Here is a 21,391-nt window from a genome sequence, read left to right as displayed (position 1 = left end):
TCCACGGCTGTGGCGAGCCGGAACACCGTGCGTGCGGCCGGCCACCGGCCGCCTCGCCACTGAAGCGAGCGAGAACGCCCGGCATGCCACCCTCACCGGCTTCGCGGCTGAAGCGGGCGGCAGCGTCTCGCGTACCGCCACCGCCGGCTTCGCCGGGACCGTTCTCGGACGTCGGCCGGGCCGGATGGTGCAGCCCGGCCGACGTCCGGTGATCCCGCTCAGGCGGTGAGGCGGTGAGGCCGTCAGGCCGTCAGCCGTGCGATGGCCTCCGCCACCGTCAGTTCCTCGCGCTCGCCCGTCCTGCGGTCCTTCAGTTCCACCACGCCCTCGGCGGAGCGGCGTCCGGCCACCAGGATCTGCGGCACGCCGATCAGCTCGGCGTCCGTGAACTTCACGCCGGGCGAGACGCCCGGCCTGTCGTCGACCAGGACCCGGACGCCCGCCGCGTTCAGCTGCTCGGAGACGTCGAGCGCCAGCTCGGTCTGGAGCGCCTTGCCCGCGGCCACCACGTGGACGTCGGCGGGGGCGATCTCCTTGGGCCAGCACAGGCCCTTGTCGTCCGCGGTCTGCTCGGCGAGCGCCGCCACCGCGCGCGAGACGCCGATGCCGTACGACCCCATGGTCACGCGGACCGGCTTGCCCTGCTGGCCCAGGACGTCCAGCTGGAAGGCGTCGGCGAACTTGCGGCCGAGCTGGAAGATGTGGCCGATCTCGATGGCGCGGTCCAGCTTCAGGCCGGTGCCGCACTTGGGGCAGGGGTCGCCCTCCTCGACGACCACGACGTCGAGGTACTCGTCGACCTCGAAGTCACGGCCCGCGACGACGTTCTTCGCATGCGTGTTGATCTTGTTGGCGCCGGTGATCCAGGCGGTGCCCGCCGCCACCCGCGGGTCGGCGATGTAGCGGACCTTCTCCAGGCCCTGCGGGCCGACGTAACCCCGTACGAGATCGTCGCGGCCCTCGAAGTCCTCGGCCGTCACCAGTTCCACGACGGCGGGCGACAGGTGCTCGCCGAGCTTGCCGAGGTCGACCTCGCGGTCGCCGGGGACGCCCACGGCGACGATCTCGCCGTCGACCTTGACCAGGAGGTTCTTCAGGGTCGCGGACGCGGGCACGCCGAGGTGGGCCGCGAGCGTCTCGATGGTCGGGGTGTCGGGGGTGTCCAGGTCCTCGACCGGGCCGTGCGCGGAACCGTCCACCGCCGTGGCGACGAAGGAGACGGCCTCCGTGTTGGCCGCGTAGTCGCACGCGGGGCAGTCCACGAACGTGTCCTCACCGGCCGGCGCGGGCGCCAGGAACTCCTCGGAGGCCGAGCCGCCCATCGCGCCGGAGACGGCGGAGACGATGCGGTGGTCGAGACCGAGACGCTCGAAGATCTTGATGTACGCGGCGCGGTGCAGGGCGTACGACTCGGCGAGGCCCTCGTCCGTCGTGTCGAAGGAGTACGAGTCCTTCATCTGGAACTCACGGCCGCGCAGCACACCGGCGCGGGGGCGGGCCTCGTCGCGGTACTTCGTCTGGATCTGGTAGAGGATCACGGGCAGGTCCTTGTAGGACGAGCACTGGTCCTTGACGATCTGGGTGAAGATCTCCTCGTGCGTCGGACCGAGGAGGTAGTCGGCGCCCTTGCGGTCCTTGAGGCGGAAGAGCAGGTCGCCGTACTCGTCGTAGCGGCCCGTCGCGTCGTACGACTCCTTGGGCAGGAGCGCCGGCAGGAGGACTTCCTGGGCGCCGATGGCGTCCATCTCCTCGCGCACGACGTGGGTGATGTTCTCCAGGACCTTCTTGCCGAGGGGCAGCCAGGACCAGATGCCTGCGGCGGTGCGGCGGACGTATCCGGCCCGGACGAGCAGCTTGTGGTTGAGCGTCTCTGCGTCCGCCGGGTCGTCGCGCAGTGTCTTGATCATCAATCGGGACATGCGCTGGACCTGGGCCATGGTGAACTCCTGCGGAAGGTGGTCCCCCCTGCTCGAACGAAGCCGAGAGCTCGGGGAAGGGTGTTGTCAGGAGGTTAGCCGGGGCGCGGGCGCGGGCGGAAATCGGTTCAGGCGCCGGGCCGCCTGAGGGGCAGGGGCGCGCCCATCACCGCGTACGGCTTCTGGGCGCTGGGGAACTGGACGTTGCGGGCCAGGTCCGTGTACCCGAGCGAGCGGTACAGGCCCCGCGCGGGGCTCTCGACGTCGATCGCGGAGAGGATCGAACGCGGCTGGTCGCAGGCGTCCGTGATGGTGGTGATGAGCGTGCGGCCGACTCCGCGCTGCTGGTGTCCCGGCTGCACGTGGAGCTCGGTGATCACGAAGGAGTCGTCGAGCCAGTCGTCCACGCCGCGGACGCGCAGATACGGCTCGACGACCGTGGACCACCAGTGGCCGCGGTCGTTGGGCATGCCGTAGACGAAGCCGACGAGCCGCCCCTCGGGGGTGGTGGCACCGAGGGCGCGGGCGCCCGGGTAGGTGATGTGCCGCAGCACGATCTGGCGCCGGACGGTCACCTCGTCGTCGCTCAGGCCGAAGGCGTGGGCCTGCACCCGCAGCGCCTCGTCCACGTGCGTGGCGAGGTCCAGCGGCCCGATCACGACGTCGTTGGTCATGCGCCGAACTTTAACTCGCGTACGGGGGTGCGTGAGGAGGGCCGCGTCGGACGCGGAGGGCGGGCCGGAGGCTAGAACAGGACGCTCATGAACGCCCCGACCTCCTTGAAGCCCACCCGTCGGTACGCCGCCCTGGCCGCGGTGTTGAAGTCGTTGACGTAGAGACTGACGACGGGGGCGACGTCCGCGAGTGCGTACCGCAGGACGGCCGCCATGCCCGGTGCCGCGTACCCCTGGCCCCGGTACTCGGGGGCCACCCAGACGCCCTGCACCTGGCAGGCCTGGGCGGTGGCCGCGCCGATCTCCGCCTTGAAGATGACCTTGCCGTCCCGGTCGAGGCGCGCGAAGGAGCGTCCCGCGCCGACCAGTTCGGCGACCCGGGCCTGGTAGAGCAGGCCGCCGTCCCCGGCGAGGGGCGAGATGCCGACCTCCTCGGTGAACATCGCCACGCACGCGGGCATGATCGTCTCCATCTCGTCCTTGCGGACACGACGGACGTACGGGTCGGGGGTGATGTCCCGCGGGAGGCTGTCGGTGACCATCAGGGGCTGCTGGGCGCGGACCTCGCGGGCAGGGCCCCAGGAGGGTTCGAGCAGCCGCCACAGCTGGGCGGTGGGCTCGGCGGGGCCGACGATGGAGGAGCAGCGGCGTCCTGCCCTGCGGGCGCGGTCCGCGAAGGCGCGTACGGCGCGCGGGGTCGCGCAGATGGGGACGAGGTTGGCGCCCGCGTAGCAGAGGGAGGCCAGCATGCCGTCCTGGTACCAGCCCCACATCTCGCCGCCGAGCCGCCACGGGTCGAGGCCCGCGACGCGGACCCGCGAGGTCACGAAGGCGTTGGCCACCGGCTCGCGGTCGAGGACGGCGAGCGCGGCGTCCAGGTCACTCGGTTCGAGGACCCTGGTGGTGGTCTGAGTCAACACGTGCGGGGGCCTCACCATACGGTCTGCTGATCTCCGCACTGTACCCGGCGGGGGCGCCTTGTGCCGTGTGCCCTTTGTCCCACCGGGTTCTCCGCCGTTGGCGGGGGGCGGGTCGGCGGGCCGAGGCCTTTTCGCCGCTTCGCGGCGTGGTTTCCCGCCCACCCACCCGATTGCCCCGGAGTGCGTCGCCAGACACACGCGGCAGTGTCAGCCCGCCACGGCCACCGTCGGCTCGCCCGACGGGATGCCGTCCTTCTCCATCTGCTCGGCGATCTTCATCGCCTCTTCGATGAGGGTCTCCACGATCTTCGACTCGGGGACGGTCTTGATGACCTCGCCCTTCACGAAGATCTGGCCCTTGCCGTTGCCGGACGCGACGCCGAGGTCGGCCTCGCGGGCCTCGCCGGGGCCGTTCACGACGCAGCCCATGACGGCCACGCGGAGGGGGACCTCCATGCCGTCGAGGCCCGCAGTGACCTCTTCGGCCAGCTTGTAGACGTCGACCTGGGCGCGGCCGCAGGACGGGCAGGAGACGATCTCCAGGCGGCGCGGCTTGAGGTTGAGGGACTCCAGGATCTGGATGCCGACCTTGATCTCCTCCACCGGCGGGGCCGAGAGGGAGACGCGGATCGTGTCGCCGATGCCCTCGGAGAGCAGCGCGCCGAAGGCGACGGCCGACTTGATCGTGCCCTGGAAGGCGGGACCGGCCTCGGTCACGCCGAGGTGCAGGGGGTAGTCGCAGGCGGCGGCCAGCTGGCGGTAGGCGTTGACCATGACCACCGGGTCGTTGTGCTTGACCGAGATCTTGATGTCGCTGAAGCCGTGCTCCTCGAAGAGCGAGGCCTCCCAGAGCGCCGACTCGACGAGGGCCTCCGGGGTCGCCTTGCCGTACTTCTGGAGGAGGCGGGCGTCCAGGGAGCCGGCGTTCACGCCGATGCGGATCGGCGTGCCCGCGTCGTTCGCGGCGCGCGCGATCTCCTTGACCTTGTCGTCGAACTGCTTGATGTTGCCCGGGTTCACGCGGACCGCGGCGCAGCCCGCGTCGATCGCCGCGAACACGTACTTCGGCTGGAAGTGGATGTCGGCGATCACCGGGATCTGCGACTTGCGCGCGATCGTCGCGAGAGCGTCCGCGTCGTCCTGCGTGGGACAGGCGACCCGCACGATCTGGCAGCCGGACGCGGTCAGTTCCGCGATCTGCTGCAAGGTGGCCCCGATGTCGGACGTACGCGTCGTCGTCATCGACTGCACCGACACAGGTGCGTCCCCGCCGACGGCGACCGTACCGACCTGGATCTTGCGGCTGACCCGGCGGTCGGCGAGCTTGGTCGGTACGGACGGGATTCCGAGAGAAACGGCAGTCATCTGGCGTGCATCCCCAAGGTGTGGATCAAGGTCCCGAGATCGGCGGGCTCCAGGCTTCGAGATTACGGCACCCCACAGGGACCGGGCACATCCCGCCCCCAAGTCCACCCAATGGTGGGCGGCCGGACACATAGAGTGCCCGGCCGCCGCAAACTTCACGTTATTAGGAGATTCTCACCGGATTGACCACGTCGGCGATCAGCACCAGGATCGTGAAGCAGATGAAGATCCCGGCGACCACATAGGCGACGGGCATCAGCTTCGCGACGTCGAAGGGGCCCGGGTCGGGCCGCTTCAGGAGCTTGGCCGCGTGCCGCCGCAGCGACTCCCACAGCGCTCCCGCGATGTGCCCGCCGTCCAGCGGGAGCAGCGGCAGCATGTTGAACAGGAACAGCGAGAGGTTGAAGCCCGCCACCAGGAACAGCATCATCGCGATCTGGTTCTCCGGCGGGATGTCCAGCGTGAAGACCTCGCCGCCCACGCGGGCCGCGCCCACGACGCCCATCGGGGAGTCCTGCTTGCGGTCGCCGTCCCCGAAGGCCGCGTCCCACAGGTCGGGGATCTTCGAGGGCAGGGCGATGAGCGACTCGACGCCGTTCTCCATCATGTCGCCCATGCGCTCCACGGAGTCGCCGAAGCCCTGCTGGACGATGCCGGTGGCCGGGGTGAAGCCGAGGAAGCCCGCGTAGACGTACTTCCCCTCGACGTACCCGCCCTCGCCGTCGGTCTTGCTGACCTGGTTCTTGATGAGGTTGGCGTGCAGGTCCACCTTCTTGCCGTCGCGCTCGACCGTGATGGTGGCCGGGCCGATGGTCTCGCGGATCTTGCCCTGGAGCGCGGACCAGTCGTCGACGGGCTGTCCCTGGAACGCCACGATCTTGTCGCCGAGCTTCAGGCCCGCGGCCTTGGCCGGCGCGGCCGTGTCGCCCTTCTCGCACTTGGAGCGGTTCTCGCTCTGCTGGATGACGCAGTCGGAGACCTTGCCGACCGTCGTCGTCTGGGTGCTGATGCCGAAGGTCATCATCACGCCGAGGAAGATCGCCACGGCGAGGATGAGGTTCATGAACGGCCCCGCGAACATCACGATCACGCGCTTCCACGGCTTGCGCGTGTAGAAGAGGCGGGTCTCGTCGCCGGGCTTGAGCTCCTCGAAGGCCGCCGACCGGGCGTCCTCGATCATGCCGCGCCAGGGGGACGTCGAGCGGGCCTCCAGGCGGCCGTCCGGGCCCGGCGGGAACATGCCGATCATGCGGATGTACCCGCCGAGGGGGATGGCCTTGACGCCGTACTCGGTGTCGCCCTTCTTGCGCGAGAAGATCGTCGGGCCGAAGCCGACCATGTACTGCGGCACGCGGATGCCGAACAGCTTGGCGGTCGACAGGTGGCCCAGCTCGTGCCAGGCGATCGAGAACAGCAGCCCGACCGCGAAGACGACTATGCCGAGGATCATCATCAGGGTCGTCATGCGCGGGCCTCCGCGGTCGCCTTCGCCGTCAGTTCACGGGCCCGGGCGCGTGCCCAGGTCTCCGCTTCGAGGACGTCCGCGACGGTCAGGGAAGTTCCCGCCGCCGGTGTGCCGTGTTCGGCGACGACCTTCGTGACGGTGTCCATGATGCCGTTGAAGGGCAGGGCGCCGTTCAAGAACGCGTCCACGCACTCCTCGTTGGCGGCATTGAACACCGCCGGGGCCGTGCCCGCGAGCTTCCCCACGTGCCGGGCGAGCCCGACCGACGGAAAAGCGTCGTCGTCGAGCGGGAAGAACTCCCAGCTGGAGGCCTTCGTCCAGTCGAAGGCGGGGGCGGCGTCCGGCACCCGCTCCGGCCAGCCGATGCCGATGGCGATGGGGCCGCGCATGTCCGGCGGCGTGGCCTGGGCCAGCGTCGATCCGTCGGTGAACTCGACCATGGAGTGCACGAAGGACTGCGGGTGGACGACGACCTCGATGCGCTCGAAGGGGATGTCGTAGAGGAGGTGCGCCTCGATGACTTCCAGGCCCTTGTTGACGAGCGTCGCGGAGTTGACCGTGATGACCGGTCCCATGGCCCAGGTCGGGTGCGCGAGGGCGTCCTCGGGCGTCACGTCGGCCAGATCGGCCTTCGTACGCCCCCGGAAGGGGCCGCCGGAGGCGGTGACGACCAGCTTGCGCACATCGGCGCGGGTGCCCGAGGCGAGCGCCTGGAAGAGCGCGGCGTGCTCGGAGTCGACCGGGATGATCTGGCCCGGTTTCGCGAGCGCCTTCACCAGCGGACCGCCGACGATCAGCGACTCCTTGTTGGCGAGCGCGAGGGTGCGGCCCGCCTCCAGGGCGGCGAGGGTGGGCGCGAGCCCGATGGAGCCGGTGATGCCGTTCAGGACCGTGTGGCACTCCGACGCGGCGAGCTGCGTGGCCGCGTCGGGGCCGGCGAGGACCTCGGGCAGCGGCTCGTCGCCGTACTGCCCCTTCAGCGCCTCGCGCAGCGCCGGTACGACGTCCTCGCGGGCCACGGCCACGGTCTTCACCCGCAGCTGCCTCGCCTGCTCGGCGAGCAGCCCGACGCGCCCGCCGGCGGCGGAGAGCGCCGTGACGCGGAAGCGACCGGGGTTGCGCAGGACGAGGTCGATGGCCTGGGTGCCGATCGACCCGGTCGAGCCGAGGATGACGATGTCCCGCGGACCGTCCGTGACCACGGGGTCGAAGACGAGATGCGGGTCGGCGAGGGGGGCTGGACTGTCGCTCATCCCCCCATTCTTGCCTGGGCGGCGCCGTGAGGAGACACTGCGCCCCGATCCGGGCGGCCGGAATCGTGTTCTGGGGGGACCTTCGGCCGGGACCGGCCCCTGAGGCCCGGCCCCGGCCGCCGGCTCAGCGGATCGGCCGGTGGACGTTCTCCCGGGTGCTGGGGCCCGGCGTGGCGTCGGCGATCCAGGGGCCTTCGCCGCTGGGGTCGACGACGCCCGACTCGAGCCAGGTGTAGCGGCCGTTCAGGACGCCCTTGACCACCTTGCGGTCGATGTCGTCCGTGTTGGTCCACAGGCGGTCGAAGAGCTCCTCGACGCGGATGCGGGACTGGCGGCAGAACGTGTCGGCCAGCTGGTACGCCTCGCGGCCGTGGTCCTCCGTCGTGCGCAGCAGCTCGGCCCGTACGCACGCCGCGCTCATCGCGAAGAGTTCGGCGCCGATGTCGACCACGCGGCCCAGGAAGCCCTGCTTGGTCTCCATCTTTCCCTGCCAGCGCGACATCGCGTAGAAGGTCGAGCGGGCCAGCTTGCGGGCGCCCCGCTCCACGTACCGCAGGTGCGGGGAGAGGTCCGCGTGGCCGCCGGGGTGGAACTCGGCGTACGAGCGCGGGAGCTGGCCCGGGCCCGTGACCAGTTTCGGCAGCCAGCGGGCGTAGAACCCGCCGGCCCGCGCGCCGGCCTTCGCCTTGTCGGACAAGGACTTGTCCGGGTCGATCAGGTCACCGGCCACCTTCAGGTGCGCGTCCACCGCCTCGCGGGCGATGAGCAGGTGCATGATCTCCGTCGAGCCCTCGAAGATGCGGTTGATGCGCAGGTCGCGCAGGACCTGTTCGGCCGGAACCGCGCGTTCGCCGCGGGCCGCGAGGGACTCCGCCGTCTCGAAGCCGCGGCCGCCGCGGATCTGCACCAGCTCGTCGGCCATCAGACAGCCCATCTCGGAGCCGTACAGCTTGGCGAGCGCGGCCTCGATGCGGATGTCGTTGCGGTCCTCGTCGGCCATCTGGGAGGAGAGGTCGAGTACGGCCTCAAGGGCGAAGGTCGTCGCCGCGATGAAGGAGATCTTCGCGCCGACCGCCTCGTGGAGCGCGACCGGCTTGCCCCACTGCTCCCGCGCGCCCGACCACTCGCGGGCGATCTTCAGACACCACTTGCCCGCGCCGACGCACATCGCGGGCAGCGAGAGGCGGCCGGTGTTGAGGGTCGTCAGGGCGATCTTCAGGCCCGCGCCCTCGGGGCCGATGCGGTGCGCGGCGGGGACGCGGACCCGGTGGAAGCGGGTCACGCCGTTCTCCAGGCCGCGCAGGCCCATGAAGGCGTTGCGGTTCTCGACGGTGATGCCCTCCGCCGCCGCCTCCACCACGAAGGCCGTGATGCCGCCCTTGTGGCCCTCGGACTTCGGCACGCGCGCCATGACGACCAGGAGGTCGGCGACGACGCCGTTCGTGGTCCACAGCTTCACGCCGTCCAGGACGTACGCGTCGCCGTCCGGCACCGCGGTCGTGGCGAGGCGGGCCGGGTCGGAGCCGACGTCCGGCTCGGTCAGGAGGAACGCGCTGATGTCGGTGCGGGCGCAGCGCGGCAGGAACGCGTCCTTCTGCTCCTGGGTGCCGAACTGCTTGAGGGGCTGGGGCACGCCGATGGACTGGTGCGCGGAGAGCAGCGCGCCGATCGCCGGGCTCGCGGAGCCGACGAGGGCCAGGGCCTTGTTGTAGTACACCTGCGTGAGGCCGAGCCCGCCGTACTTGACGTCGATCTTCATGCCGAGGGCGCCGAGCTCCTTGAGCCCGGAAAGGACCTCGTCGGGGATCTTCGCCTCGCGCTCGATGCGCGCCGAGTCGATCTTCGTCTCGCAGAAGTCGCGGAGCTTGGCCAGGAACTCCTCGCCGCGCCGCGCGTCCTCGTCGGCGGGCAGGGGGTGCGGGTGGATCAGGTCCAGCCGGAAGCGGCCGAGGAAGAGTTCCTTGGCGAAGCTCGGCTTGCGCCAGTCCTGTTCGCGGGCGGCCTCGGCGACCTGCCGGGCCTCGCGCTCGCTGACGGACGGCCCGGAAGGGGGTGTGGTTGGTGCGGACATTGAGGAGCTCACCTCGCCGCGGAGTGGGGCCGATCGGCTCCGAGTGACCCGATCTTGACCCGGTCGGTTACTGACTGGTGCTACTCGATCGTATGGATCGTATGTACCCGATTCGCCCCGCGCCCACCAGTCCTCGCGCAGCGTTTGGGCGTGTACCGCCCGGGCGCACGAGAACGGCCGGAGCCCCCGCACAGTGGGCTCCGGCCGTTGTCCTCGGCGTACGGATCAGAGGGCGAGGCCCGTCAGGACCATGACCCGCTCGTACGTGTAGTCGTCCATCGCGAAGCGGACGCCCTCGCGGCCCACGCCGGACTGCTTCACGCCGCCGTACGGCATCTGGTCGGCGCGGTAGGAGGGCGCGTCGCCGATGACCACGCCGCCGACCTCCAGGGCGCGGTGGGCGCGGAAGGCGGTCTGCACGTCGTGCGTGAAGACGCCCGCCTGAAGGCCGTACTTGGAGTCGTTGACGGCGGCGAACGCCTCCGCCTCGCCGTCCACCTTCTTGATCGTGAGGACCGGTCCGAAGACCTCCTCGCGGGCGATGGTGACCTCGCCCGGTACGTCGGCGAGCACGGTCGGCGCGTACGAGGCGCCGTCGCGCTTGCCGCCGGCGAGGAGCTGCGCGCCCGCCTGGACGGCCTCGTCGACCCAGGACTCGACGCGCTTGGCGGCGTCCTCGTTGACGAGCGGGCCCACGTCCGTCTTCGGGTCCGACGGGTCGCCGGTGACCTGGCCCTCGATGGCCTTGAGGACGCGCGGCACGAGCCGGTCGTACACGGAGGCGTCGGCGATGACGCGCTGCACCGAGATGCAGGACTGGCCGCCCTGGTAGTTGGAGAAGGTCGCGATGCGCGAGGCCGCCCAGTCCAGGTCCTCGTCGGAGGAGAAGTCGGCCAGGACGACGGCGGCGCCGTTTCCGCCCAGCTCCAGGGTGCAGTGCTTGCGCGGCACCGAGTCCAGGATCGCGTAGCCGACCGTCTCGGAACCGGTGAAGGAGATGACGGGGAGGCGCTCGTCCTGGACGAGGGCGGGCATCTTCTCGTTCGCGACCGGAAGCACCGACCAGGACCCGGCGGGCAGGTCGGTCTCGGCGAGCAGCTCGCCGATGAGCAGGCCGGAGAGCGGGGTCGCCGGGGCCGGCTTGAGGATGATCGGCGTGCCGGACGCGATGGCCGGGGCGACCTTGTGGGCGCAGAGGTTCAGCGGGAAGTTGAACGGCGCGATGCCGAGGACGACGCCCTTGGAGAAGCGGCGCGTGAAGGCGAGGCGCCCCTGGCCGCCGGCGTCGGTGTCGAGGCGCTGGGCCTCGCCGCCGTTGAACCTGCGGGCCTCCTCGGAGGCGAACCGGAAGACGGAGACGGCACGGCCGACCTCGCCGCGGGCCCACTTGATCGGCTTGCCGTTCTCCGCGGAGATGAGCTGGGCGATCTCTTCCGTCCGCTCCACGAGCCTGCGGCTCACGTGGTCGAGGGCGGCGGCCCGCACGTGCGCCGGGGTCGCGGCGAACTCGTCGCGCACGGCGTACGCGGCGGCGACGGCCTCCTCGACCTGGGCGTCGGTCGGGACGGCCGCCTTGCCGACGATCCGCCCGTCCCACGGCGATGTGACGTCGAGCGTGGTCTCACCGGTGGTCTGGCGACCGGCGAGCCAGAAGGCGTGGATGGAAGTCATGTCGATTCCCGGCCCTTCCGCGAAGGTGTGTCTTGGGGGTACGTCCCCCACCGTAGGGGCGGCAAGGGCCTGTGACGTTTGTCCGACGCGGAGTACTGGCCTCCGAGCGCGCGCCGCTTTGGCAGGGGCGCCGCGCCGCTGCCCCTGACCGTCCTTTCAGTTCTCCTCGGCTACTCCGTACCGCTCGACGTCGCCTTCAGCGACAGCCACAGCTCCATGCGGACGTCCGGGTCGTCCAGGGAGCGGCCCAGGATCTCCTCGACCCGGCGCATGCGGTAGCGCAGCGTGTGGCGGTGGACGCCCAGGTCGGCCGCCGCCGCGTCCCACTGGCCGTGGCGCGAGAGCCAGGCGCGCAGCGAGGCGATGAGGTCACCGCGCCCGGTGGCGTCGTGTTCGTACAGGGCGCGCAGCAGGCCGTCGGCGAACGCCCGTACCGCGTCGTCGGCCAGGAGCGGCAGAACCGAGCCGGCCGCGAGGTCCTCGTGCTCGACCATCGCGCGGCCCCGGCGGCGGGCGATGGACAGCGCCTGGTCGGCCTGTTTGTACGCGGTGGCCGCCGCGATCGGCCCCGCGGGCGCGGAGAGGCCGAGCAGCAGCGCCGCCCCGTCGGGCGCGCCCGGCTCCGGTGCCTCGCCGCGGCCGGCCTCCAGCGCCTGCGCGTACGCGACGCAGGCCGCCGCGCCCGCGCCGCCATCCACCACGAGCAGCACGAGGCGCTCGCCGTACGGGACGACGAGGAGTGCCTCGCCGGCGCGTGCCGCCGCCGACTCGACGGTGTCGGTGAGTGCGGCGAAGGGGTCGCCGCCCTCGGCGGCGGCTGCGGGCACCTCGGCGACCACCAGGCGGAACGGCGCGTCCAGCAGGCTCCCGTACAGCTCCCCCGCCACCGTGCGGGCGTGCTCCGGCTCTCCGGCGAGCAGCATCCGCAGGACCGCGGAGCCGACCCGGGCCTCGGCGGCCTGGAGGGAGCGGTTGCGCTCGGTGGTGAGGGTGAGCAGCGCTATGGCGGAGTGCAGGGCGTAGCGCTCGGCGGTGCCGAGGGTGGAGGCCGTGCCGACGGCGAGGGCGGCGCGGGGGCGCCGTCCGGTGCCGATGGAGTGCAGCTCCACGCGGTCCTCCGAGCCCGCGACGACCGCGCTCGCGGGCGCGGCCCGGTCCCGCAGGCGCTCCACGTCCGGGGTGAGCCGCGCGGCCCTGCGGGAGGCCCACTCGGGGGCCGTGGCGACGACGGCGCCCGACGCGTCGTACAGCGCGGCCCAGCCGTCCACCTGTCCGGCGAGCGCGCCGAGCAGTCCCTCGGGGCCGTCGCTCAGCGCCTGCTTGGTCAGCTCGCGCTGGGCGGCGAAGCCCGCGGTCACGGCGCGGTACTGGTCGGCGGCGATGGCCGCGGAGACGGCCTTGCTGATGGCGATGAAGGGGGTGCGGCGCGGCACCTCAAGGAGCGGGAGCCCTTCGTCCGCGGCGGCGGCGACCAGGGCCTCGGGGATGTCCTTGTAGTGGACGCCGACCGCGAACCCGAGTCCGACGACGCCGGCCGCCGCGAGCCGTTTCACGTAGCGGCCCATGGCCTCGGGGTCTTCCGCGTCCAGCTTGAGCGCGGTGATCAGGAGGAGCTCGCCGCCCTCCATGTAGGGCACGGGGTCGGTGAGCTCACTGGCGTGCGCCCAGCGCACGGGCGCGTCCAGATGTTCCTCTCCGGCGCGCACGGTGAGCTTGAGCGCGGAGTGGTTGACGAGCGAGGCGAGCGTGGGCGGCATGGGACCTTCAGGTCGCGGACGGGATGTGGATCTTTTGGCCGGTACGTATGAACGACCTGTGCCGATTCTGCCTCACCGTACGGTACGTACGGGACCGAATACCCCGTACGTACCTCCCTGCCCGCACCCGGCCGCCCGCGCCCCGGCGGCTACCCCCTGAGGTCCACCAGGAGCGGCGGCGCGTGCTCGCCCCGGACGTCCGTCAGCGAGAGCACGGCGTGGCCGGGCGGCAGCGAGTGGGCGAGATCGGAGGCGGACCAGCGTTCGCGCTCGACCTTGCGCACGGTGACGGCGTCGGTCGTGACCGCCTTGCCGGTGACGAGCTTGCGCAGCGAGTGCAGCGCCCGCGTCATCGGCTGGTCGGCGAAGACCGTGTGCTGGGCCACTTCCTTGGTCTCGATCCACTCGGTGCCCCAGGCCTCGGTGAACCGGCGCCCGTCCCAGGTGGTCACCCCGGAGAAGGCCATCCGGCAGCCGACCGCCGCGTAGAGGGGCCCCTGGAGCGGTTCGGGGACCTCGCCGATGGTGCGCAGGCCGAGCACGACGCCGGCGTTCAGGGACCGCAGGCGCTGGATGGCGCGCACGCTCTCGGGGGTGAGGGTGCGCGCGGCGTCGTCGAGGACCAGGCACGCGAAGTGGGGCCGCCGGGCAGGGCCGCGCACGACGTAGGAGAACTGGGCGAGCAGCAGCCGGGCCAGGAGCCTCGACGCCTCCTCGTGCCCGTGCTCGGGCAGGTCCACCCTGACCCGCAGCGGATGGTGGGCGACGGCGCGCATCGAGAAGGGGTGGCCTTCGCCGCCGGGGTCGAAGAAGTCGGCGAAGGCGGGCCGGTCGAGCAGGGCGATCCGGTCGGCCAGGGCGGGGCCCGGGTCGTTGGGGGTACCGGCCTGGCGGATCCGGGCGTCGAGTTCGCGGCGCATGGCGGTGTGTTCGTCCCCCGCGAGGCCCGTCTGGAGGGCGGCGAGCGCGCCGGGGTCCCCTTCGAGCAGTTCACGCAGCACGGGCACGGACGGGAAGCGTCCGTGGAGGAGGCGGTAGGGGCCGAGGAGCTGGGCGAGGGTAGTGGCCGCGCGCCTCGTGTCCACGGTTTCCAGGTCGCCGATCAGGCCTTCGGCGAGGAAGGCGGCGGCCTCGTCCGGGTCGGCGCAGTCCGCGTACAGGTCGATGTCGTGCACGGAGGCCGGGTCGCCCGGCCTGACCACGACGTCGTACGCGGTGTCGGGCCCGAGGGCCGTGCCCGCGGCGCACACGACGACGACCGCGCACTGTCCGGTGAGGGCGCCCAGGGCGAGCGACTCGGCCACCGGGCGCATGAGCCGTCCGGTCTTGCCCGCGCCGGAGGGCCCCACCGCGAGCAGTGAGGTGCCGAGCACGGCGGGGTCGAGCGCGGCGCCGACGTCGCGCACGGTGTAGGGGTTGCGCTCGTCCCGCGCGAAGCGGCCGATCTTGACCTGGCCCACGAGCAGGTCGTGGACGGCGCTGCGGGCGGGCAGGTCCCGCTGGCCCGAGGGGTGGGCCCAGGCGGCGGAGCCGTGCCGGGCGACCGTGTCCACGAAGGTGGCGAGCGCGCCGGGGTCGGGGGCGGCCGTGCGCCAGGCGTGGGCCACGCGGGCGCAGTCGACGTCGTTCATGCGTCCGCTGATCAGCTCGGCGGAGAGCAGATCGGCGGTCTCGTCGTGTCCCGCGGCGCGCAGTTCGGGCCAGTGGCCGCGCGCGGGGGCTTCGGCGGGGCGCGGCGGGGCGGTGCTCTGCCGGGTCGTCGTCGCGGCTCTGCCGGCGCGGATCGCCTGCCACCAGCCGCCGATGCGGGCGAAGGGCCACAGCACGGCGAGGGTGATCACCACGTACAGGGTGTCGGTGAGCGCCTGCGAGGCGAAGACCTCGTAGCCGCCCGCGAAGAGCGCGACCAGGGAGAAGACGGGGTCGGCGACGGGCAGCGGGCGCGTGTCGAGCCCCAGGGCGCTCGGCCAGACGAAGACCAGGACGCCGACCGCGGCGACGGAGGCGAGCACGGCACGCGAGGGCTGCGGGCGCCGCACCACGAAGTGCCGGATGGCGTCGGGCCAGGCGCCGAGCCGTCCGACGGAGTAGACGACCGCGCCGAAGACGAGGCCGTCGTAGACGACCCGGGCATCCGCGGCCTGCCACTCCTTGGGCTGGGCGCTGCCGGCCCACCACCAGCCGCCCGGCGTGAACAGCTTCAGCGGAACCCACTGGTAAGGGATGCTGCCCTGCCGCCACAGCGACCAGAACACCAGGCCGAGCAGGGCGGAGACGGCCATGCCGACGATCAGCCTGCGGTGGACGGCCTCGGTCTCCGGCTCGGGCTCGGGAGCGCGGTAGGCGTAGCGCCAGATGCCCGGGGATGCCGCGGGGCGGGGCGCCGCGAGCCAGTCGGCGACGGACGAAGCGCTCTCGGGGCCGGGGGCCCGGCGCGGCATCGGCGGCGCTGCGGGCGCGGCGGGCCCCGCCGGACGCGGCACCGGTGTGGCGTGCGTACCGCGAGCGTCGTGCGTGCCTTCGGAGTCCATGGCCCTTGCCCCCTGACCTGCCGCTCTGCTGTTCCGCAGCTCAATCTAGTGCCCCCGCAGGGGGAGTTCACCGGATACGCGCCCGGGGCCTGCGGGAACAGCGACGTGCGTGCGCGGAGCCGAGGGGGACGAAAGCCGCAGCCCGCCCACCCGGCGCTATGTCCACCACGGACAACCGCCACGCCGAACAACTCCCCCGTGGAGCATGCCCGCCCCCACGCTCCGCCCCTAACCTGCGAAGAAAGCAAGCATTCGAGCGTCCGCCTCGCCCCACCCCCAGGAGCACCCCATGACCGCACTTCCGCAGGAGCGCCGCGTCGTCACCGCCATCCCCGGGCCGAAGTCTCAGGAGCTTCAGGCCCGCCGCACCGCCACGGTCGCCGGCGGCGTGGGTTCCGTGCTGCCCGTGTTCGCGGCGCGCGCGGGTGGCGGCATCATCGAGGACGTCGACGGCAACCGCTTCATCGACTTCGGCTCCGGCATCGCCGTGACGTCGGTCGGCGCCAGCGCCGAGGCCGTCGTACGCCGCGCGAGCGCCCAGCTCGCCGACTTCACCCACACCTGTTTCATGGTCACGCCCTACGAGGGGTACGTCGCCGTGGCGGAGCAGCTCGCCGAGCTGACGCCGGGCGACCACGCAAAGAAGTCCGCGCTCTTCAACTCCGGCGCCGAGGCCGTCGAGAACGCCGTCAAGATCGCCCGCGCGCACACCAAGCGTCAGGCCGTCGTCGTCTTCGACCACGGCTACCACGGCCGCACGAACCTGACGATGGCGCTGACCAGCAAGAACATGCCGTACAAGAACGGCTTCGGCCCGTTCGCGCCCGAGGTCTACCGCGTGCCGGTGGCCTACGGCTACCGCTGGCCGACGGGCGAGGAGAACGCCGGTCCCGAGGCCGCCAAGCAGGCCATCGACCAGATCAGCAAGCAGGTCGGCGCGGAGAACGTCGCCGCGATCATCATCGAGCCGGTGCTCGGCGAGGGCGGCTTCATCGAGCCGGCCAAGGGCTTCCTGCCGGCGATCGTGCAGTTCGCCAACGACAACGGCATCGTCTTCGTCGCGGACGAGATCCAGTCCGGCTTCTGCCGCACCGGCCAGTGGTTCGCCTGCGAGGACGAGGGCATCGTCCCGGACCTGATCACGACCGCCAAGGGCATCGCGGGCGGCCTGCCGCTCGCCGCCGTCACGGGCCGCGCCGAGATCATGGACGCCGCGCACTCCGGCGGCCTCGGCGGCACCTACGGCGGCAACCCGGTGGCCTGCGCCGGTGCGCTCGGCGCCATCGAGACGATGAAGGAGCTCGACCTCAACGGCAAGGCGAAGGCGATCGAGGCGGTCATGAAGACCCGCCTGAAGGCCATCGCGGAGAAGTACGACATCGTCGGCGACATCCGCGGCCGTGGCGCCATGATCGCCATCGAGCTGGTCAAGGACCGCGCCACGAAGGAGCCGAACGCCGAGGCGACGGCCGCGCTGGCCAAGGCCTGCCACGCGGAGGGCCTGCTCGTCCTCACCTGCGGCACGTACGGCAACGTCCTGCGCTTCCTGCCGCCGCTGGTCATCGGCGAGGACCTCCTGAACGAGGGCCTGGACATCATCGAGGCGGCCTTCGCGCGCGTCTGATCGCGTTCGGCGCTCAGAGGACCGGCGCTCAGAGCATCGGCGCTCAGAGCATCGGCGCTCAGGGCGCGCGACTCGTGTACGACGCCTGGAGCGCGTGCCGGAGCCGGGATCACCCCGAGGGGGGAAGATCCCGGCTCCGCATATGTCCACACCTCCCCTGACGTGTGTGGACGGCGGGCGGTACGGAACCGGTGACCTGGAGTGACCGTCAGGGCATGTGAAGAACGTGTGCGGGCCCGATGTCGGGTTGCCGTTCCGCCTGTCCGCCCGCCACCTCCTGACGTACGGTTTCTGCAGATGAGAGAAACACCCCGCCCACAGGGGACTGTGGGCGACACCGGGACGGAGCCTCCCCAGCCCCGTCTTGGTCGTGCCTTCGCGCACACACCCGGAGTTACTGACTCCGGAACTCCTCACCGATCGGATGGCCGCCCGCCCCAAACCCCCCGGGGCGCGCGGCACACCGGTCAGGACGGCCGCCCCGGAACCACCCCCGTTGTGCCTTCGCAAGTAGGCCACGGCGGATAGCCCGGAACGGTCGACCTCCGAAGGGCCAGCGCACACCCCCCCTTGCGCTGGCCCTTCGGCATGTCTCGGGAACGCCCCCGCCCACACACCGCTCAGCTCTTGACGCCCGTCATATACCGCAGGACGGTGCCAGCAAGGACGGCCCCGCCCGATGTTGGAGCACCGGACAGGGCCTTGGTCATCACCTGATCTAGGCAGGCGACAACCCAATGAGCGACTTTAGCGACGCCCGGAACCCTGACAAGAGCGCGGGCAACCCCACCCACGACCAGTACGCCGACACCGACACATGGACGTGGGCGGGCGAGATGGTGCGCGGCCTGCCGCCCATCAGCCGCGACGACGTACTGAAGATCAGCGCCTACCGCAGCGCCTTCCCCTGGCTGCCCGTCAGCCTGAAGCGCGACCCGGCAGGGGGCACGGCGTGACCCTCTTCGAGATCATCCGTCTGATGTGGGCGCACTGGTGCCCGATCTTCCTTGCCGCGCTCGCCGTCGTCTCGCTGGCCGTGTACGCACGCGAGGCGCAGGACTGACCCCGACCCCAAGCAGCATCGCGCCCGCCTCGTACAACAGGGCGGGCGCGATCACGAGTAGCCTTGTCCGCCTAGGCATGGGCGAGGCAAGGCATGGCAGGGATCGAACCCGAGTAACGATCTCCAGGAGCCATGGACATGAAGGTCATCAGCGGACACGCGCCCGGACACGTGCGCGCCGCTTTCGTGGAAGCCATCGAAGAGGCCGGGATGACTGCCGGTCAGACCCTCACGCGTGACGGATGGGGACACCTCTGGAACGTGTCCGACATCCTGCCGGGCAGCTGCTGTGACGACCTGGACCTGCCTCACGGGTCCTCGTACGCGCAGGCCGTGCGCTCGCTGCCCCGGCGGTAGTGACCCGAGCACGCCAACGCCCCCGCCCTGGTTGCTCAGAGCGGGGGCGCCTCCATGAGCGGCGGCGGGGGCATGGGGTCGACCCGCCGCGCCCGGTCTCAGCAGCGGGCACGCTCGCCGGGGCCGCACGGCAGGGACGGGCAGCTCGGGGCGCAGGCCCACAGTTCGATCTTCTCGGTGCTCTTCTCCCGTACGAGAGTGGCGATGCCAAGAGGGCGGTCGGCGTACAGCCGTACGCCGCACAGGGCGCACGCCCACCCGCGCAACTGGTCGCCGTTGAGCTTCGCGGGGTCGGGCAGGGTCTCGGTCGTCACGACGTCCGCCCCTGTGCCGACGCGGGCACGGCCACGACCTCCTCGGGGCGCGCGGCGCGGACGTACTCGGGGCTGGCCTCCCACTCCAAGCCGCCCTGCGGGGGCCGCAGGTGCACGCGCGACCCGTAGTGCCCCATCACGCGTCCGAGACGCTGCCTGCCCGTGTCGACGGCCAGCGCTCCCACGCCGAGATCGTCGACCACGGCCTTCGCGGCGCTCGCCGTGCTCCGGGGCGCCGTTCCCCCGGTGGCTCGTTGCTGGTTATGGTCCGTCATGTCGACCTGGCTCCTCAGGTTGGCCACGCCCCCGGACCGTTCACGCGGTCGCGGGGGTCTTCGTTTCATCGAACCTCCGATGTCGATCGTGGAAAGGAGCCTGACGGGGGGCCAGCGAGGGGCCAGACTGAGAGCGAGAGGGGGCCAGCATGAGCAGCGAGCGGAAACAGCAGTTCGGCGTGTATCTCGCACGGCTGCGGAAGCGGGCCGGCCGATCACAGCGGCAGCTCGCCGGGGATCTCTGCGGACTCTCGGGCACACAGTCGGTCACCCGGAACGAGGTCTCCCGCTGGGAGCGCGGTGAGCGTCTTCCCGAGGCATGGCTGCCGTTCCTCGCGGGCGCCCTGGGCGCCTCCCTCGCGGACGTGGAACAGGCCGTCGCGTACGCCCGTGGCGATGCGACGGCGACCCTTCCGGGCCCCGCCGCGACGCTGGCCGAACTCCTCCCCCCCGGCGACCCCTTGGCGCCGCTCACGGGCCGCTCGGGACGTCGCATCGGGACGACGGCCGTGGACAGCCTCGCCGGACGCGTGCACGGCCTTCGGCTCGCCGATGACGTCCTGTCCGGGGGTGACCTCGCAGAGCCCGCCGTGCGTGAACTCCGGGCTGCCGTACGACTCCACCGCGAGGCGCGCTATGACGACGCCACAGGGCGCGGCCTTCTCGTCCAAATCGGCGAACTCGCCCAGATCACGGGGTGGGTTCTCTCCGATGCCGGACGCCACGAGGACGCCCAGCGCGCGTACGAACTCGGCATCTCGGCCGCGCGGCAGTCGGGTGATCTCGCTCTGGTCGGCAACCTCGCGGGCAGCCTCGCCTACCAGCACTCCAATACGGGCCGCGAGCGCGAAGGCCTTGACCTTGCCCGCGCGGCCCTCGAAGAGGCCGGACCCGACGCGCCGTCCAAGACCCGAGCCCTCTTCTTCGATCGCGTCGCATGGGCTCACACGCGCGCTGGCGAGGCTCAGCCCGCCATACGCGCCCTCGGGGAAGCGCACGAAGCGCTCTCGGATGTCGACGACCACGCCGCACCGGCATGGGCCTACTGGATCTCTCGCGAAGAGCTAGAGGTCATGGACGCGCGCGTCTATACGGAGATCCGGCGCCCGCTGCGGGCCGTACCGCTCCTCACCTCCGTACTCGCGCGGTACGACACGACGCACGCGCGCGAGGTGGCCTTGTACCGAAGTTGGCTCGCGGTCGCGCTGACGGACGCCAACGAACCCGAGCAGGCAGTGACGGAGGCGCGGAACATCATTGAGGCGTCCGGCGACATGACGAGCGGGAGGGTCGCGGAGCGGGCGCGGGTCGTCCTCCGTCACCTCCAAGGGTTCGAGTACGTCCCGGAGGTCGGCGCGCTGCTCGATGATCACGGGCACCTGCTGCTCGCGTAGCCCGCCGCCGTAGGCCCCGGTTTCGACCAGGACGACGCGCGCCGACCCCCGTTGCAGGCCGTTGCACCCTCCGTTGCGCGAAGGTCGAAACCCGAAATCACCGCAGGTCCGAGCCGACCATGGGCGACACCCCCCCCCCGAAACCGGTAGCAGCAGAGCCGAAACTTCAGGCCCTGGTCGAAACCGCCCTGAAACCGCCTGCGGCGGCACCGGGGTGCTACCTGCGACACCCCAGCTCGGACACCAAGTCGGGTACGACAGAGGGTGCTACACATAGCGGGTGCGGGTGCTACGCGGCGAGGGTCTGCTACTCGCCCTGCAACGGCTGCAACGCCCCTCCGTTGCAGCGGTGCAACGGGGGCCCCGCCTTCGAGGTTCCTCGACCCTGGCAGACACTCCGTGATCAGCAGTGACGCTGCGTCGGCCAGGCTCGTCACATGTCGAGGCTGATCCACGCAACGTGATCGGCGGTCACGCTGCGTCGACCATCCTCGGCATGCGCCGAGGCGGCGTGATCTTGAGGTTTGCCAGATGGCTGGACCCAAGATCCCCGACGTTCACGCCGGACCTTTGCAATGCAAAGTGGATCATTCACCTGCCGCCCCGCCTAGGCGATCATCGCGACTGCCGTGACGCGATCTTGCACTACCCCACCCTCCCGGGGTGTCGATCACGCCCCTGAGCTGCATTGTTTGCTGTTATTTGCACAAACTCCAGCAGAGGGTTATGCCGGACATAGGG

At 71.4% G+C, this 21,391-nt stretch carries 16 protein-coding genes and 1 pseudogene; 5 read left to right on the top strand and 12 right to left on the bottom strand.

Going from position 1 to position 21,391, the window contains the following annotated elements; all coding sequences use genetic code 11:
* Positions 1 to 242: 242 nt before the first annotated feature.
* From QBL25_RS29530 to QBL25_RS29485, 10 genes are all read right to left on the bottom strand, one after another.
* Complete coding sequence (locus QBL25_RS29530) at positions 243 to 1,937, bottom strand: proline--tRNA ligase (RefSeq protein ID WP_409059982.1); 1,695 nt, start codon at positions 1,935 to 1,937, stop codon at positions 243 to 245.
* A gap of 107 nt (positions 1,938 to 2,044) precedes the next feature.
* Entirely contained in the window at positions 2,045 to 2,590 is a 546-nt protein-coding gene (locus tag QBL25_RS29525; protein ID WP_409059981.1) for a GNAT family N-acetyltransferase, read from the bottom strand.
* 71 nt (positions 2,591 to 2,661) lie between these two features.
* On the bottom strand, positions 2,662 to 3,510 hold the full coding sequence (locus QBL25_RS29520) for a GNAT family N-acetyltransferase (RefSeq protein WP_409059980.1): 849 nt from the start codon (positions 3,508 to 3,510) through the stop codon (positions 2,662 to 2,664).
* 207 nt (positions 3,511 to 3,717) lie between these two features.
* The gene (gene ispG / locus QBL25_RS29515) at positions 3,718 to 4,875 is read right to left on the bottom strand and encodes a flavodoxin-dependent (E)-4-hydroxy-3-methylbut-2-enyl-diphosphate synthase (RefSeq protein WP_409059979.1); all 1,158 of its coding nucleotides are present in this window, start codon (positions 4,873 to 4,875) and stop codon (positions 3,718 to 3,720) included.
* Between the two features lie 163 nt (positions 4,876 to 5,038).
* Positions 5,039 to 6,340, bottom strand: coding sequence for a M50 family metallopeptidase (locus tag QBL25_RS29510; RefSeq protein ID WP_409059978.1), 1,302 nt, complete (start codon positions 6,338 to 6,340; stop codon positions 5,039 to 5,041).
* Entirely contained in the window at positions 6,337 to 7,593 is a 1,257-nt protein-coding gene (gene dxr, locus QBL25_RS29505; protein ID WP_409059977.1) for a 1-deoxy-D-xylulose-5-phosphate reductoisomerase, read from the bottom strand. The genes QBL25_RS29510 and dxr overlap by 4 nt, the downstream gene beginning before the upstream one ends.
* Positions 7,594 to 7,717: 124 nt before the next feature.
* Positions 7,718 to 9,664: an acyl-CoA dehydrogenase family protein gene (locus tag QBL25_RS29500; RefSeq protein WP_409059976.1), complete on the bottom strand. Its 1,947-nt coding sequence runs from the start codon at positions 9,662 to 9,664 to the stop codon at positions 7,718 to 7,720.
* Between the two features lie 225 nt (positions 9,665 to 9,889).
* Entirely contained in the window at positions 9,890 to 11,335 is a 1,446-nt protein-coding gene (locus QBL25_RS29495; RefSeq protein ID WP_409059975.1) for an aldehyde dehydrogenase family protein, read from the bottom strand.
* Between the two features lie 170 nt (positions 11,336 to 11,505).
* Complete coding sequence (locus tag QBL25_RS29490; protein ID WP_409059974.1) at positions 11,506 to 13,092, bottom strand: PucR family transcriptional regulator; 1,587 nt, start codon at positions 13,090 to 13,092, stop codon at positions 11,506 to 11,508.
* A 149-nt stretch (positions 13,093 to 13,241) separates the two neighbouring features.
* Positions 13,242 to 15,623, bottom strand: a complete 2,382-nt coding sequence (locus QBL25_RS29485) for an ATP/GTP-binding protein (RefSeq protein WP_409059973.1) — start codon at positions 15,621 to 15,623, stop codon at positions 13,242 to 13,244.
* 289 nt (positions 15,624 to 15,912) lie between these two features.
* On the opposite strand from QBL25_RS29485, the gene gabT reads away from it, so the two are divergent.
* The 4 genes and pseudogenes from gabT (at position 15,913) to QBL25_RS29465 (ending at position 18,667) form a co-directional block, all read left to right on the top strand.
* Entirely contained in the window at positions 15,913 to 17,247 is a 1,335-nt protein-coding gene (gene gabT / locus QBL25_RS29480) for a 4-aminobutyrate--2-oxoglutarate transaminase (RefSeq protein ID WP_409059972.1), read from the top strand.
* Positions 17,248 to 17,544: 297 nt separating this feature from the next.
* Positions 17,545 to 17,751, top strand: a pseudogene (locus QBL25_RS29475) (phosphoesterase); the annotation flags it as partial.
* A gap of 233 nt (positions 17,752 to 17,984) precedes the next feature.
* Complete coding sequence (locus tag QBL25_RS29470) at positions 17,985 to 18,203, top strand: hypothetical protein (protein ID WP_409059971.1); 219 nt, start codon at positions 17,985 to 17,987, stop codon at positions 18,201 to 18,203.
* 245 nt (positions 18,204 to 18,448) lie between these two features.
* Entirely contained in the window at positions 18,449 to 18,667 is a 219-nt protein-coding gene (locus tag QBL25_RS29465) for a hypothetical protein (protein WP_409059970.1), read from the top strand.
* Between the two features lie 98 nt (positions 18,668 to 18,765).
* Here the strand turns inward: QBL25_RS29465 and QBL25_RS29460 are convergent, their stop codons facing one another.
* Both QBL25_RS29460 and QBL25_RS29455 read right to left on the bottom strand, forming a co-directional pair.
* Positions 18,766 to 18,981, bottom strand: coding sequence for a hypothetical protein (locus QBL25_RS29460; RefSeq protein ID WP_409059969.1), 216 nt, complete (start codon positions 18,979 to 18,981; stop codon positions 18,766 to 18,768).
* The gene (locus QBL25_RS29455) at positions 18,978 to 19,256 is read right to left on the bottom strand and encodes a hypothetical protein (protein ID WP_409059968.1); all 279 of its coding nucleotides are present in this window, start codon (positions 19,254 to 19,256) and stop codon (positions 18,978 to 18,980) included. The genes QBL25_RS29460 and QBL25_RS29455 overlap by 4 nt, the downstream gene beginning before the upstream one ends.
* Positions 19,257 to 19,405: 149 nt before the next feature.
* On the opposite strand from QBL25_RS29455, the gene QBL25_RS29450 reads away from it, so the two are divergent.
* Positions 19,406 to 20,650, top strand: a complete 1,245-nt coding sequence (locus tag QBL25_RS29450; RefSeq protein ID WP_409059967.1) for a helix-turn-helix domain-containing protein — start codon at positions 19,406 to 19,408, stop codon at positions 20,648 to 20,650.
* The last annotated feature ends 741 nt before the right edge of the window (positions 20,651 to 21,391 follow it).

The sequence above is a fragment of the Streptomyces sp. SYP-A7185 genome (genome assembly GCF_046103685.1).
In the GTDB taxonomy this organism is placed as follows: domain Bacteria; phylum Actinomycetota; class Actinomycetes; order Streptomycetales; family Streptomycetaceae; genus Streptomyces.
This window is presented reverse-complemented; position numbering and strand designations above follow the sequence as displayed.

Coding starts and splice junctions, on each gene's coding strand:
- QBL25_RS29530 (WP_409059982.1), bottom strand. CDS start 1,937: ATGGCCCAGGTCCAGCGCATGTCCCGATTGATGATCAAGACACTGCGC.
- QBL25_RS29525 (WP_409059981.1), bottom strand. CDS start 2,590: ATGACCAACGACGTCGTGATCGGGCCGCTGGACCTCGCCACGCACGTG.
- ispG (WP_409059979.1), bottom strand. CDS start 4,875: ATGACTGCCGTTTCTCTCGGAATCCCGTCCGTACCGACCAAGCTCGCC.
- QBL25_RS29510 (WP_409059978.1), bottom strand. CDS start 6,340: ATGACGACCCTGATGATGATCCTCGGCATAGTCGTCTTCGCGGTCGGG.
- dxr (WP_409059977.1), bottom strand. CDS start 7,593: ATGAGCGACAGTCCAGCCCCCCTCGCCGACCCGCATCTCGTCTTCGAC.
- QBL25_RS29500 (WP_409059976.1), bottom strand. CDS start 9,664: ATGTCCGCACCAACCACACCCCCTTCCGGGCCGTCCGTCAGCGAGCGC.
- QBL25_RS29495 (WP_409059975.1), bottom strand. CDS start 11,335: ATGACTTCCATCCACGCCTTCTGGCTCGCCGGTCGCCAGACCACCGGT.
- QBL25_RS29490 (WP_409059974.1), bottom strand. CDS start 13,092: ATGCCGCCCACGCTCGCCTCGCTCGTCAACCACTCCGCGCTCAAGCTC.
- QBL25_RS29485 (WP_409059973.1), bottom strand. CDS start 15,623: ATGGACTCCGAAGGCACGCACGACGCTCGCGGTACGCACGCCACACCG.
- gabT (WP_409059972.1), top strand. CDS start 15,913: ATGACCGCACTTCCGCAGGAGCGCCGCGTCGTCACCGCCATCCCCGGG.
- QBL25_RS29470 (WP_409059971.1), top strand. CDS start 17,985: ATGAGCGACTTTAGCGACGCCCGGAACCCTGACAAGAGCGCGGGCAAC.
- QBL25_RS29465 (WP_409059970.1), top strand. CDS start 18,449: ATGAAGGTCATCAGCGGACACGCGCCCGGACACGTGCGCGCCGCTTTC.
- QBL25_RS29455 (WP_409059968.1), bottom strand. CDS start 19,256: ATGACGGACCATAACCAGCAACGAGCCACCGGGGGAACGGCGCCCCGG.
- QBL25_RS29450 (WP_409059967.1), top strand. CDS start 19,406: ATGAGCAGCGAGCGGAAACAGCAGTTCGGCGTGTATCTCGCACGGCTG.